General features: G+C 55.7%; 11 protein-coding genes and 1 pseudogene. 6 read left to right on the top strand and 6 right to left on the bottom strand.

Features of this window, described 5'->3' with window-relative positions; genetic code table 11:
• Window positions 1-73 precede the first annotated feature (73 nt).
• From QW863_RS33595 to QW863_RS33605, 3 genes are all read right to left on the bottom strand, one after another.
• Entirely contained in the window at window positions 74-988 is a 915-nt protein-coding gene (locus QW863_RS33595; RefSeq protein WP_315718567.1) for a glycosyltransferase family 2 protein, read from the bottom strand.
• A gap of 65 nt (window positions 989-1,053) precedes the next feature.
• Entirely contained in the window at window positions 1,054-2,370 is a 1,317-nt protein-coding gene (locus QW863_RS33600; protein ID WP_315718566.1) for a glycosyltransferase family 2 protein, read from the bottom strand.
• Window positions 2,367-3,122: a glucosyl hydrolase gene (locus tag QW863_RS33605; RefSeq protein ID WP_315718565.1), complete on the bottom strand. Its 756-nt coding sequence runs from the start codon at window positions 3,120-3,122 to the stop codon at window positions 2,367-2,369. The genes QW863_RS33600 and QW863_RS33605 overlap by 4 nt, the downstream gene beginning before the upstream one ends.
• A 478-nt stretch (window positions 3,123-3,600) precedes the next feature.
• Here QW863_RS33605 and QW863_RS33610 point away from each other — a divergent pair, with 478 nt between their 5' ends.
• The 3 genes from QW863_RS33610 to QW863_RS33620 all read left to right on the top strand — a co-directional run bounded on the left by QW863_RS33610 (window position 3,601) and on the right by QW863_RS33620 (window position 6,321).
• The gene (locus QW863_RS33610; protein WP_315718564.1) at window positions 3,601-4,371 is read left to right on the top strand and encodes a class I SAM-dependent methyltransferase; all 771 of its coding nucleotides are present in this window, start codon (window positions 3,601-3,603) and stop codon (window positions 4,369-4,371) included.
• A 64-nt stretch (window positions 4,372-4,435) separates the two neighbouring features.
• Window positions 4,436-5,554, top strand: coding sequence for a DegT/DnrJ/EryC1/StrS family aminotransferase (locus QW863_RS33615; protein WP_315718563.1), 1,119 nt, complete (start codon window positions 4,436-4,438; stop codon window positions 5,552-5,554).
• Between the two features lie 53 nt (window positions 5,555-5,607).
• Window positions 5,608-6,321, top strand: a complete 714-nt coding sequence (locus tag QW863_RS33620; RefSeq protein ID WP_315718562.1) for an acetyltransferase — start codon at window positions 5,608-5,610, stop codon at window positions 6,319-6,321.
• A gap of 1 nt (window position 6,322) precedes the next feature.
• Here the strand turns inward: QW863_RS33620 and QW863_RS36080 are convergent, their stop codons facing one another.
• On the bottom strand, window positions 6,323-7,033 hold the full coding sequence (locus QW863_RS36080) for a WbqC family protein (protein ID WP_409998354.1): 711 nt from the start codon (window positions 7,031-7,033) through the stop codon (window positions 6,323-6,325).
• A 143-nt stretch (window positions 7,034-7,176) separates the two neighbouring features.
• The gene (locus tag QW863_RS33625) at window positions 7,177-8,010 is read right to left on the bottom strand and encodes a phytanoyl-CoA dioxygenase family protein (protein WP_315769917.1); all 834 of its coding nucleotides are present in this window, start codon (window positions 8,008-8,010) and stop codon (window positions 7,177-7,179) included.
• Window positions 8,011-8,072: 62 nt separating this feature from the next.
• Here QW863_RS33625 and QW863_RS33630 point away from each other — a divergent pair, with 62 nt between their 5' ends.
• The gene (locus QW863_RS33630) at window positions 8,073-9,158 is read left to right on the top strand and encodes a glycosyltransferase family 2 protein (protein ID WP_315718560.1); all 1,086 of its coding nucleotides are present in this window, start codon (window positions 8,073-8,075) and stop codon (window positions 9,156-9,158) included.
• A 296-nt stretch (window positions 9,159-9,454) separates the two neighbouring features.
• Window positions 9,455-10,736 (top strand): annotated as a pseudogene (locus QW863_RS33635) (IS256 family transposase).
• Here the strand turns inward: QW863_RS33635 and QW863_RS33640 are convergent.
• Window positions 10,712-11,908, bottom strand: a complete 1,197-nt coding sequence (locus QW863_RS33640) for an O-antigen ligase family protein (RefSeq protein ID WP_315718559.1) — start codon at window positions 11,906-11,908, stop codon at window positions 10,712-10,714. The pseudogene QW863_RS33635 and the gene QW863_RS33640 sit on opposite strands and share 25 nt — an antisense overlap.
• Before the next feature lie 986 nt (window positions 11,909-12,894).
• Between QW863_RS33640 and QW863_RS33645 the strand changes: the two genes are divergently transcribed.
• On the top strand, window positions 12,895-13,278 hold the full coding sequence (locus QW863_RS33645) for a hypothetical protein (RefSeq protein ID WP_315718558.1): 384 nt from the start codon (window positions 12,895-12,897) through the stop codon (window positions 13,276-13,278).
• Window positions 13,279-13,761 lie beyond the last annotated feature (483 nt).

Here is a 13,761-nt window from a genome sequence, read left to right on the forward strand (position 1 = left end):
GCGATGCTCACAAAACGGCCACAGACAATCTCAAGGGCCTCGGCAATACGCTTACATATAACAAGTACGGATCTCAAATTCTTCCTATTAACGCTGCCAAGTAGAGTCCCAATTGATCTAGCCAAGACTGTCGATATACGCCGGAGCGGTACAGATAGAGTAAACTAAATGGCCTAGCCGCATCACGTGCCTTAGAAAATAGCCGAACAGTCTCTTGGTTCTCTGGAGATAAATGATCTTCAGCTATGCCCAACGCCTTTAGATTAGCTGCATTCCACCGGCTTACCCTCCCGGCGGCCAACTCGCGAAATCTGGTCATCCGGGCAAGCCAGCCGCCGCCCGCTCCGATGAGGTTCTCGGCATGCTGGCGGTACTCTATCGAAGGGACCGGATCATATCGAGCCAGACCGCCCGCGCCCGTCACGGTCAAATACACCCACCAGTCATGGGAAACGGGATCTCGACAACCAAATTCGACGAGAAGCTGGCGCGCGGCTCTATTGAAGCACATGGTGTTGCCTCCGCCGATATTTTGGACGAGAGCATTTCGAAAGCTCGGAGGGCGCCGAAATAGCGGTGAGAGCCCGATGTGACGTCCATTTCCATCTATCAGAGCCGTACGAGTAAAGTAGACAGCCGGGCTATCTGCCGGAACGCCAGTCAACCATTCAAGTGCTCGCTCGAGCTTATCATCCGCCCATACATCATCTTGATCACTAAACGAAAAGAAGTCGGCATCAATCGATAGGTCGCAAGCCAACGACATGAAGTTATGCGAATAGCCCAGCTGAGGGCCATGCCTAAAAGATACTTTGCGACTGTGTCTCTGCGCGAATTCTTCGATTAGAGAGATTGTTCTATCCGAAGATCCATCATCAGACACGTAAAGATCCCAACTTCCAATTGTTTGTCTCTCGTAGGAGAGAAGCTGGGAGGCCAGATGCCGCTCACCATTCCTGGTAGCTAGCAAAATTGCGACTGACGGCATGAGTAATCAGCCAATGTACGGCATCATATTGGTCGGCGCAGCCGACTATCTATAGAACAGAATCGTCAAACCGAACGCTTTCGCTTAAGGCGATGATAAAATACCAACACGATGGGCCATCGTTCGACTATCCGGTCCTTTAGACGTTGCAAGGAATAGGACGACGATCGCGCGTCGCCAACTGAACCGAAGCGAAGGGCGGGGCGGGTCTTCTTCAGCATTCGTGATAAAGCCAATGCCAAAGGCCAGCGCTCAACTATTTTGTCCTTCACACGCCGCCAAGAATACTCCGGTACGTCGCTGGCGTAGTCGATCGAGCGCGAGAACAATGCGGAGGCGAGGCGCTTTAAGAAGAAATAGAGATACAGCGGCGCAACCACGAGTAGATGCGTCCAGAACAGCGCTTTTGCTTTCCATGTCAAATGGGAAACGATCTTCCGTTTTGGAGCGAGCAGGACGTAACGCGAAAAGCCTACAACAGCTCCTACAAAGATCTCCCAATATCGCCATCCCATGTAAAGTGAGAAGTGGCGGTATCCATGAAGATGGAACAACCAAAGATCCTCGGAGCTGCGGCCGGAAAAGTGTCCCTGTCCGTGGACGCGATAATTCGACATATATCGGTCGATGCAGTAGAAATCACCGTACATGCCGTACATCATGTTGATAGTAATTTCGCAGCTGTATGGATCAGCTAGAGCTAACGGCGGTGAAAGTCCGAACACGTTTCGATAGACAATGCTGCTCAGGTGATAAACGCCTGCCATTCGCACCAGATCAGCGAGCTTCGCAACATTTCGACCAAAGCCCTTGTACGGGAAGAAATGCTCGCTTGGGCGGCCATCCTCGTAGACCTTCAGCACCCAGTGTGCGCACGCGACATATTGCTTGTTCTGGTCTAAAATACGGACTTGTTCTGCGAGCTTGCCAGTATCTGTCCAGTAATCGTCTCCCTCGAGGATGGCAAAATACTCGCCTCGGAGTGTTTGGAATCCTCGAATCGTATTCAGCTGTGTGTGAATGTGCCCGACATTGGTAGCATTGAAATAGCAGTTGATGATTCCAGGGTGGTGCCCCGCATAGTTCGAAACGATCGATTGCGTTCTATCAGTAGACGCGTCATCAATCACGTTGATCTCGATTTCGAAATCTCGTTCCTGGGACAAAATGCTATCGAGGGCCTCCGCTACGTATTGCTCATGATTGTACGTGATCAACATTACGCTTACTTTGGGACGAGGTGACCCCGGAAGGGACCGAGAGCTGTCCGTAACATTGGCCGTCGACACCTCCAATGCGTGCAGACGCTGCCGCGTTTGATGTAGCCGTCGCCAGAACGAAATGGAAGTCGGAGCAGGTGGATTTGGAAGTGGAGTGATCATGGAGAAGGCAGCTCTCCTTCCCAAACAGCGCAGCCGAAGCCCGTCTGTCCGAAACCATTGCCATTGTAGAAGAGGTAGATGCGGTTCTGAGTCCCCAATAGATAGGGGTAGCAGAGCATGGTGGAGTCCCATCCCTCGGCCGAGCGATCAATCCCGGCAAGATGATCGGCTCGCTGCCATTCTCGACCATTGGGAGAGAACGCATAGCCGATGCGATAGCTGCCCGCCCCGTCCCTGAAGTCCACTGAATCTCTAAAGCAGTACCACATGTGGTAAGCGCCGCCGACTTCGATCACAGTGGGACGAGCAATTGCCTCATTCGGATGCCGCTGCGGAATGACGAGGTCCCCAGGGCGCCTCCAATGAATTCCGTCGTCGGACTCGCCGTACTTGATGCCGTATACAGGCTCTAACCTGCCGTCGATCTGAACCCAACGAAGGCCTGAGACGTACCAGATCCTCCAAAGAGAATGGGACCGGATCACCCAAGGGGTAACAGACATCCAAGGCTCGAGGTGGGTTCGATCAAGGATCGGTCCATCGAAGGCGCGGACAAACGTAATGCCTCCGTCGAAGCTTTTTGCCAGCCCGGTTGTGTTGTGGTAAGGTATAGTTACACGCTGGTTCCAGCCGCTATAATAAAGCCAGATCTCGTCCTCGACGCTCATTGCACATGCTGGCATTATTCCATCATCATCGAACATCCCGATATGACCGTAAGGGATTATGGCCTGATCGTGAACCTGGAGCACCCTCGTCGGATCCTCTAGGGACACGTCGACAAAGAGGGGGTAGCTCCTACCATTGCTGTCTCGCGCTGCAAGATATACCCGCACTCGATCTGTGAGGGCAATTGCAACGGGCCCCTGAACGTGAGTGCGAGGGCGGGCGTCGGACGCAGGCAAGCAGAATGTGCGCCCCAATTTCTTCCAAGCCATCTTTCCCTTCCGAACATGCTTCGCTGCCAACAGAGGGTGGGGGCCAACTCTTGCACCTGGAGCATATTTTTGTTGCATGGCACGCCACGCGCGCATTAGGTAGTATTCTGCTTCCAACGGATTTTCAACCAGGAATCGGATCTCTGAACGTCACACGGGCGATCCATTTAAGTCTTGCGCGCGCAACCATTTAGCGGAATCGTGTCAGTCTAGCGATGCAACCTTAGATTATCCCGTTCCTGGAGCCAAAAGTCGCCCTCTCTCCCTGCCCAATCATCAACGAGCTGACCAGATGAGTTCCGAACAGCAAAGAACCTTTCAAATCGAGACGACTGCGTCGGAAGAACAGCAGAGCTACCGCCGTAGGCTCATCGAGCTATTTGAGCGCAGTCCGCTGCCGATCGACGAGAGGCTGTTCAATATCGGTATGTATACGAGAAGCTCTGTGCTCGTGAAATACCTGGTACTGAATGACATCTATCAACGGGTCAAACACCTTCCTGGCCAGTTTTTGGAGTTTGGGACGTGGTGGGGGCAGAACCTCATCATGCTTGAAAACCTTCGAGCGATTAACGAGCCCTTCAACAAGCAGCGCACGATCGTTGGGTTCGATACCTTCAATGGGTACAGTGGGTTCAGCGATAAAGATAGGCCGAGCGAGGTCTGGGCGGAAAGGTCCTACAGTACTGGGACAAGCTATGTAGACTATCTTCGGGAGCTGCTGGAATGCCATGAGGGCAGCAATGTCCTGGGGCAGGTGAGAGGTATGCATCGCCTCGTTGTCGGTGATGTTGAAGAGACCGCGCCGCAATACTTCTCGGATCATCCGGAGGCTCTCGTTGCGTTCGCCTATTTTGATATGGGCCTGTACAAGCCAACAAGGGCGGCGCTCAACGCCATCAAGCCGCATCTCCTATCGGGAAGTGTCATTCTGCTCGACGAGCTAACTTGGGCCGAGTCTCCCGGCGAAGCGATCGCCTTCAAGGAAGTATTTGACCGCGGTGAGGTGCTCGTCGAAAAGTGCGCTCTCTACCCGTCCAAAGCGCTTGTGACCATGCGTTGATCATGCGCTGGCATTGACCAGTGCCTGAAAATCACCCTCTTGAGACGCCGGCAGCGCAACAATCATGACGAAGCCCGATCCAGTCCTCGTTACGCGGCCGTTCCTTCCGCCACTTGATGAGTTCGTGCCGTATCTGAAGTCGATTTGGGAATCTAAGGTTCTCACCAACAGCGGACCATTTCACCAGCAACTCGAAAAGGCGTTGTGCGAGTATCTGGGCGTAACGCAGATATCGCTCTTTACGAACGGAACAATCGCCCTGGTCGTCGCCCTTCAAGCGGCGGGCATAAAAGGGAGCGTTATCACCTCGCCGTATTCGTTCGTTGCCACCAGCCACTCTCTCGTTTGGAATAGCATTAGACCCATCTTTGTCGATGTCGATCCAGTCTCGCTGAATTTGGATCCATCGAGAATTGAAGCCGCGATCGTGGAGGACACGACTGCAATCCTGCCCGTTCATTGCTACGGACACCCTTGCGACGTCAGAGCTATCCAAGCTGTGGCCGACAAGCATCATTTGAAGGTTATCTATGATGCTGCGCATGCATTTGGTGTCACCGACCGCGCAGGCAGTATCTTGCGTCACGGTGATCTCTCGGTCCTGAGTTTCCATGCGACGAAGGTCTTCAATACGTTTGAAGGGGGAGCGATTATCTCGCCCGACGAGAGGATGAAGCAGCACATTGATCATCTTAAGAACTTCGGCATTACCGACGAAGTCACGGTCGTAACTTCCGGACTTAACGGGAAGATGAGCGAAATTAATGCGGCATTCGGCCTGCTTCAGCTACGATACATAGACGCAGCACTGGCCCGCCGAAGGGAGATCGACGCGAGGTATCGGGATCTGCTTCGTGAGATCCGGGGCATCCGATGTTTAGCTCCGCCCAGAGAAGTCACAGGGAACGGAGGGTACTTTCCCATTCTCGTCAACTCCGACTATCCTCTCAGCCGAGACCAGCTATTTCAGAAGCTTGCAGACCATGATATTCGTGCACGGCGATACTTCTTCCCGCTTATCTCAAATTTCCCAATGTACCGCGACGATTATTCGGCCCAACCAGCCAATCTGCCCAACGCGAACGATGCGGCCTCCAGAGTACTATGCCTGCCTATCTATCCCGGACTTTCTGATGAAAGAGTAGAGGCTATTGCTACGGTCATAAGATCTGTATCCGAGTAGATCCTCTTCTTCGTGAATTCACTCGTTATGGCGCTTTTCGGGAGAGAGATATCGTGCCCACAGCTGTCGCAAAAACAAAGAAGCTCGTGCTTTTCGGTACAGAGGATTTTGCAGACATTGCGTATGAGTACTTTACGCACGACTCAGCTTACGAGATCGTAGCGTTCACCGTTGACAGAGCATACCTTAAGGAAACAGAAAAATTTGGTCTTCCGGTTATTGCCTTCGAGGACATCGAGACGGTTGTTAGGCCCGAAGAGGCCGATTTCTTTGCCGCGATTGTCTACGCTAAGCTTAACCGCTTGCGGCAAGAGATTTGTGCAAAGGCGAAGGCAAAAGGTTACAGACTAGCGAGCTATATTAGCAGTCGTGCGTTCGTGTGGCGCAATGTCCTAGTCGGCGAACATTGCTTTGTCTTCGAAGACAACACCATCCAGCCTTTTGTAACCATCGGCGACAACGTCGTTCTCTGGAGCGGCAACCACATTGGCCATCACTCGAAGATCGGGAATCACTGCTTTCTGACATCCCATGTTGTTGTCTCAGGATGGTGTCAAATAGGCGATCATGTCTTTATTGGTGTGAATACAACTCTTGCGAACAACACGAAGATTGGTGAAGTTAGTTGGATCAATCATGGTGCGTGCCTAAGTGGAGACGTGCCGTCCAAGTCTCTTGTCAAAACGGGAAGCAGTGAGATTGTGCCGCTAAACGAAGCCGTATTGTTCCGTAGCCTCAGTCGTTCGAGTCGTGCACGCTCGCAATAGGTCAGGGAGTCACGCGATCAAGCTGCGTCTTCTGACTAATCTCGCCGAGAATATCAGCGCAATTCTCTGTCAGCAGTCTCTCTAGTATGCTCTTGGATGAGCCTTGATAGTCAGACAGAAAGTTGAGAGTTAGCCCTGCTCGAGCGAACGGGGCGGCCTCATAGAGTGCCCGTCCCCCTGGCGGGTTGATATAGTGTTGTGCGCCGACTCGCCTTGCAATTTCAATTATTCGATCCTGAGCTTTGAGCTCGGAAGGTACATCAAGAGCGCTTGAGAGAACAATGGGTCGCGAGAGGCCCAGCATCTTGGTTGTATTCCTTAAGTTTTCGACCAGATAGTCCGTCGGCGAGCGCGTGAAATCTAAGACCGAGCAGCTTAAGTCGGGGGCTCGCGCTTGCAGGTTCAACAAGCACGGGAACCGGCGGAATTGTTCAATCAGCGCCTCTCGCGCAGAGGGAGGGAATCTAAGATCGCAAATGCGGGTGGAGTCGCGGTCGCCTTTCTCCAGTGGAAGTGTCAGCCAGTCCGGCTGCTCTCGGCTGCTCGTGATCCTATTGCGATGTACGTAGCCTCGCCGCGGAAACTGAACGCAGTCCAGAACTACGAATAGATCCGCTGCTGCAAAGAGCCGGAAATAACCTGCATAGGGAAAAAAGTATGGCTGCATAATCGCAACACGCTGGGACATAGGGCGCCTCTGGAACGTTGGCATCTTTTGATCGCTAGTCTTCGCAGTCGAAGCGCGGCGCGATGACTGGAGTGGCTGGAAATCGTTCGGCGGCCAGTGCGTTTGGAAGCTAACGGCCAAGCCGCGCCAGTCGTCGACGAACGATGAAGCGTGTTTCGACCGCGCCCCTAGTTGTTACTCCACGTCCGGCGGAAAGTGGCCTCGATCTGCTCTTGCGTTGGAAAGTTATCGTAATATTGCTCGCGAGCAACCGACCGGATGTAAGCGGTCGGATAGGCGCGATCTACAAAGGTCGGCTCATCGCCGTTGTCGAACCGTGTGGAGATCGCGATACGGCAGTTGCCGAGCTTTCCTTCAAGGGAACTGCGGTGAACTGTAAAAACGGACATAAAGATTACGTCGCCGACATTGACTTCGACTGGAACAAAATCAGATTGGTTGTAGAACTCCGGCTCAACTTCGGACGTCGACGTGCCGTGTTTGATAGTCGGCAGCACCCCGAGCTTGTGTGTGCGCGGGATGACCTCCAACGGAAAGTTGTCCTTGTTCACGTCCACTAACGGAAACCACACAACGACCCCATCCAGACTGCCTTGAACGGAAGGAAAGTCCTGGTGTGTAACAAACCCGAAATATCCGTTCGGAATCCTAAGCTCGTGCGCCATAATGTGCACGACGTGCCCACCGGGGAGAAAAATGTCAGTCCAGCCGAACTTGCCCTTTAGAAAGTTTACTATGTTGTGATGATGGGCTAACCTGTGTGTCTCCTCCTTACGCCAAAGCGCGCCAAGCACTCTTTTATATCGGTCGATATCCGCGCCATGGAGAGCTTTGAGAGCAGAGAAGACATCGTTATGCTCTCCGGGAGCCGACACACCCCGTAACTGGTCTTCGATCGTCTTTTTCATCGAATGCAGGAACTGTGCGATTGCCTCTTTGTCCAATAGTTCTCTCGCGACGAAAAATCCGTCGGCGTTGAAGGCGTCAAGTTCTTTCGACATAAGGTTGCTGCTCCAGTCAGGCAAATTGGATCGAGACACTAGCACACGGTAAGATAGTTGAAATGCCTCCATCTGTCAGCGCTTTTGTCCCTCTTTACAATCATGAAAATTTCGTTCGGGGGACATTGATAAGCGCTATCAACCAGACCGTGCCTCCGGACGAGGTGGTCGTTATTGACGACGGTTCGACCGACAAGTCTCTTGCGGTTGCAAGATCGGTTGGCAATCCAGCAATTCGGCTGATTGAGGGCGAACGTAATGTCGGTGGGCCCGCGACCATGCGTGGGCTAAGCGAGTGCCGGGGCGACTGCATAGCCATTTTGAACTCTGATGACACCTGGGAGGCAGAGAAGCTAGAGAAGCAAATCGACTACCTCGCAACTGCGCCCGCCTGCGGGGTGGTGTTCACGCTCGTGAATCTGATCGATGATGATGGAAAGCCGTGGCGCGATCGCACGAACCGCCATATGTCGCGGTTCGACGTCACGAATCGCAGCCGCACGGCTTGGCTCCGCCATTTCTTCCATTCCGGCAACGCATTTTGCGCTTCCAGCGCCATGGTGCGCAAAGAATGTTTCGACTCTCTCGGGTTGCTGGACGGCCGCTATATACAGCTCCAAGACCTGGAAATGTGGGTGCGATTGGCGATCGCGGGTTACGAGATTCATATAATTGAAGAGCGGCTGACTAACTATCGCTTGACACGTCGCGGAACGAACATGAGCTTCAGCTCGTCTCGGAATCAAGCTATTTATGCAATGGAGTATGCGCGGCTCCTGAGAAATTTTTGGAAGATTCGAACGCTCGATGAGCTAGTAGAGATATTTCCGGGCGTGAAGGTGTCCGGTCGGGCTGATAACTCTCTCATTTTGTTTTATCTGGCGCGATATGCAGCTGCGCAACCGACGCTGCACCATCGGCTGTTCGCCATAGAAACCATGGCGCAGTGGGGAGGCAATTTTGAGTCAATGTGCCTCGCTGCCTCGTGTGAAGGGTTCTCGAGAGAGGATTACCTAGATTTCATAGCCGGGTGGCCGAACAAACAGGCGCTTCTGTTCGGAATTCGACTTAGGGCACTAGATATTTTGAATTCGTTCGTCCGGTACGACGTTCAGCAGCGGATAAAGACACTCATCTTCGGCCGCTAGGATCTAGCTACCAAGTGCGTTCGCTGAGTCGGCCGCGGTTGCGTTGGTCGGAGATGGCCGTGAGAAGTGTTGCCGGAACCTGGTCCGGGTCTGACGCAGGTCAGTCGGTCGGTCTGCTCGCGTCTGTATTCGATCACTTCCAGCGCTCTGGTCTGCCCGGAATATATGAACGGATTAGTCAGCGGCTTCCCGTGCGCTGAGCTATCGCCGAAAGTTGGTGACGTCGGGAATCGGAAAGGCGGCATATCGCGGGGGTGCTTGACGCCTCCACTTCTCCACCGAAGGAGCGATATGCCGTGTCTAAAGATAACATCATCAAGCTGATTGAGCCAGGAAACGTCGACGACCAACTCACCGAAATCTTGCGCAATGGGGCGCGCACTTTGTTGGCCCGGGCGGTCGAGGCCGAGGTGGCAGACTTTCTCGGCAAGCATTCCGATTTGAAGACCGCCGACTTCCACCAGCGCGTCGTCCGGCGCGGTCACCTGCCGGAGCGGGAGGTGATGACTGGTATCGGTCCGGTCGCCGTCCGCCAGCCGCGTGTGCGCGATCGCGAGGCGGCCGCCGCCGATCCCGAGCGTATCCGGTTCTCGCCGTCGATCCTGCCGCCCTATATGCGCCGATCGAAGTCGATCGAGACGCTGCTACCGACCTTTACCTGAAGGGGATCTCGACCGGCAACTTCTCCGATGCACTGGCGGCGCTGCTCGGCAAGGATGCTGCCGGGTTGTCGGCATCCGCATCGGACGTCTGAAGGACGGTTGGCTCGACGAGCACGCTACGTGGCAAAGGCGCGATCTGTCGGCCAAGCGCTACGTCTACATCTGGGCCGATGGCATCTATCTCCAGGCGCGCCTCGAAGACGAAAAGCAGTGCATCCTGGTGCTGATCGGCGCGACGCCGGAAGGCCGCAAGGAACTGGTCGGCTTCACCGATGACGCCCGCAAGAGCGCGCAGGACTGGCGCGATCTGCTGCTCGATCTGAAGCGGCGCGGGCTCGATGTGTCGCCGCGGCTCGTCATCGCCGATGGCGCGCTCGGGTTCTGGAAAGCCGCCGGCGAGGTCCGGCCGAAAACGCGCGAGCAGCGCTGCTGGGTGCACAAGACTGCGAACGTGCTTGCCAAGTTGCCGAAGAGCCAGCAGCCCAAAGCCAAACGCGCGTTGCAGGAGATCTGGATGGCCGAAACCAAGGCCATCGCCGAACTGGCGTTCGACGCGTTCGTGGAGAGCTACGCGCTAAAATACGCGAAGGCGGCTGACTGCTTGAGCCAGGATCGAGACGCGTTGCTCGCTTTCTACGACTTCCCGGCCGAGCACTGGAAACACCTGCGAACGACCAATCCCATCGAAAGCACCTTTGCCACCGTGCGCCATCGCACGATCCGATCGAAGGGCTGCCTGTCCAACAGGACCGCGCTCGCGATGGTCTTCAAACTGCTCGAGGGCGCGCAGAAAAGCTGGCGCCGCCTCGATGGCCACAACCAGTTGCCAAAACTCGTTCTCGGTGTGACATTCAACGACGGGATAGAGGTCATCGCCAAACCGACTGACCGTCAGCCCGTAACCGCCTCCGCCTGACCGGCCCGTCCGTCACCAAAATTTGGCGATAGCTCCCGTGCGCTTCCGTCAAGCAACTGCGGTCCAGTGCTCATATGCTTGGCTCGGAGAACCATACCGCCGGTTACGCCGACGCCTAGGACGTACATCCATCCTTCGTGGAAATCGAATAAATGAGAGTTTAGCAACGAGCTCACCATATTCTGCACCACCACTAGTGATCCCGCGAAGGCCGCAAGAGACTTCACACCGAACATTCGGAGGTGCGCGATCCACATGGCGTACAACACTAAGACGCCGAGAAAGCCCCACTGGACTGCCACGTTTAGCGTCTGATTATGCGGGTTGCTAACCACGTCTGCGGCGAGCCCGGTCTTACCGGCCGCGTCCTGCTCGAACAGGATCCGAGTTGAGCCGGTGCCGTGTCCGAACAGGGGCGCTTGGACAATAAACTTCAACGACCGTACCCAAAAGCCGAGACGCTGTGCGGTTGAGGTGATCTCGTTGTGCTCATATCCTTGGTATTCGACCGGGATATGGGATACCCGTTCTCGGAGGTAAGGTGAGGTGAACCACACAGCGACAGTCAGAACGGCTACTCCAGTTAGCAGTAGAGCCGCGGTCCGCGCACGAAGGTGTCGTACCGCGAACAGCACCAGCAGTACCGGCGTGTAGACCAGTGCAGTCCGCGCGGACACGACGAACATCATGTTCGCGAAGAAGGCTAAAATGAGAGCCAAGCAGGCGAGCGCCAGTCTCCACTTGCGGTCACTAGCGAACGTCAGAGCTGGTGAGGCAAGTGCAACCATGCAAAGTGCGAACTCCTGACTCTGGTCTATGTAGTTCTTGACCGGCACACCGTCGCCAAGCGTGACACTGATCTTAAGCCAAGGTGCGAACAGCACTACAAAGGAAAAGGCAAGAAGCAGTGTGCAGGAGGCAAGAAACGCTACTACGACCCAAAGCCCGCGGGACGAACGTTCGAACTGATAGATCAATAGCGGTATTACCAGCAGCTTGGAAACGGGGTTGATGCCATGCAGGCGCTCGGACCAAGGGCTTTGTGCCCAAAGCGTGCCGAGTACGGCCAGTGCGAAGAAAAGTATCGGGATGATACAATCTGCTTGGCGCAGCAGGGCCAGTAGAGCCTTGACATCGATCACGGAAAAAAGAACGATCAACCAGATTGCCATGAAGATTGCCGGCGCAGTGGTCGACCAGGGCAGGGACGCGGCGGCGAGCAATACTAGAATATCGGCGGTGCGCCTGCGTTCCGCAGGATCGCGTAGCGGGCCAAGAACATAACCCCGTTGTATTCCACTGAGTAGACCGACGAGGGTACCGCAGCTTTCGGAATCCGGCCGACCTCGTACCGTCGCCCTCTGCTCTTGCGGGCTGTTAATCAAAATGCTTCTCATATTCGGACAATCTGCGGGTGGCGGGGTAATAGAGCCAACGGTTTGATCTGATGAATCGATCACAGACCTCCGTCATGTCGACCGTGTAGAGGCCGCATGCGTTCTGGACCAAGCTCCGCAGCGCTGAAGACTCTTCACGGTGGAAGTTCAAGGTCTAAGAATCGGTCGCCCCTACGAGCGAACACACATACCTTTTACCTTTCTTCCCTTGGAGCGGCAACCTTGAAGGCGAACTGCCAGGGAGGGCGCGCCGAACGGCGGGGGTCTGTTCAACGCTGCTGAACTGCTCGTTTCGAAACAGGGTGTTGGCTTCAAGTCATCTCGGGTCGGACACCGTCGCTTCGCACCCGGATTGTTGAGCTGAAGTGGCGGCTTGCGCGGCGGCGACAATCAAGGTGAGAACCCGGCCACAATCAGGACGAGAGAGCGCCGGCGGGCGCGTCCCTTCAGGCCGTCTGGCGGCCGGGTGTGGTTAGCGCAAGCTTTTGATTCGTCTCGACAAGATAGGTAGACGGCCTGCCTGGCCTCCACATCGCCGACCGCCAGATGAGGCTATACACGAGTTGCCGACCGACGTTATCGGCCGAGGCCGCGACGGCCAAAGCCGGGTTTTCGACGGCGGCTGCCTACCGGATCGAGGCCGATCCGCGGCAGCCCTCGCAGAAGCGGGAGCCGAGGGGGCCGCCGGCGGCCTGCTCCCCTGGCGCCCCGGGGACGCCGAGATCGAGCCGATCCTGAAGGCCGCGCCGGGGGGGGGGGGCGTGCTGGACGAACTGCGCCCACGCCATCCCGATCTCAGCCCCCGCGTCCGCCGCGCGCCGGAGCGGCCGATCACGGCCTGGCGTGCGTTCAATGGCCCCGAGCGGGACGTCATCTTCCGCCAGGAGCACGAGTCCGGGCGGCTTGGCCTATCGGACTTCACCGATACCAACTCGCTTCGCGCCACCATCGCAGGCGTGACGCTCTACCGCCGGCTCTATCGCTTTCGGCTGGCGTTCTCCGGCTTTGCGCAGGCCCATGTCGTACTCGGCGGCGAGAGGCTTCGTCGCACCTGCCGAAGTGCCTGCAGAACGCGCTGCGGGCGTTCGGCGCCGTCCCCAGAGAGCATCACAGCGACAGCCTGTCGGCGGCGTTCCGCAGCCTAGCCATCGATGCGCGCGAGGACCTCACGTAGCCGCTACGACGGGCTGATGAAGCTTTACGGCATGGTGGCGACCCGCAACAATGCCGGCGGGAGTCAGTCCTGACGGTTCGGGCACCGCTGCCTCCTCGGGTTGAGCCAGCATCTCCTTAACCAACGATTTGCCCAACGGCGCAAGAGATTCGGAAAATAAAAGTGTCGATAGAAGTGGAGCGGCCAATAATTCGGCTGTTCGGCTGCCAAGTGACCGGCGGCTGCGCGAATAGCTGCATTGACCCACATTCGTTCCCGAGTTTCGAGCTTCGGTCTTGGCTTTCAAGAAAGTCTTCAGCTCATATCGCCGACAGTTCAAGAAGAGGCTCGCAGGCCTTCAGTGGTCGTGTCCCCGGAGGTGGTGTAGCTCGGTGGAACAAAGCCGCCCGGACGCGCGCTCCCAAATAGCGCCGTAGCGGGCGGGCGGCTTTGCGGTGGTCACCGGCAGTTCTCC

Source organism: Bradyrhizobium sp. SZCCHNR1017, from assembly GCF_032381375.1.
Classification (GTDB): domain Bacteria; phylum Pseudomonadota; class Alphaproteobacteria; order Rhizobiales; family Xanthobacteraceae; genus Bradyrhizobium.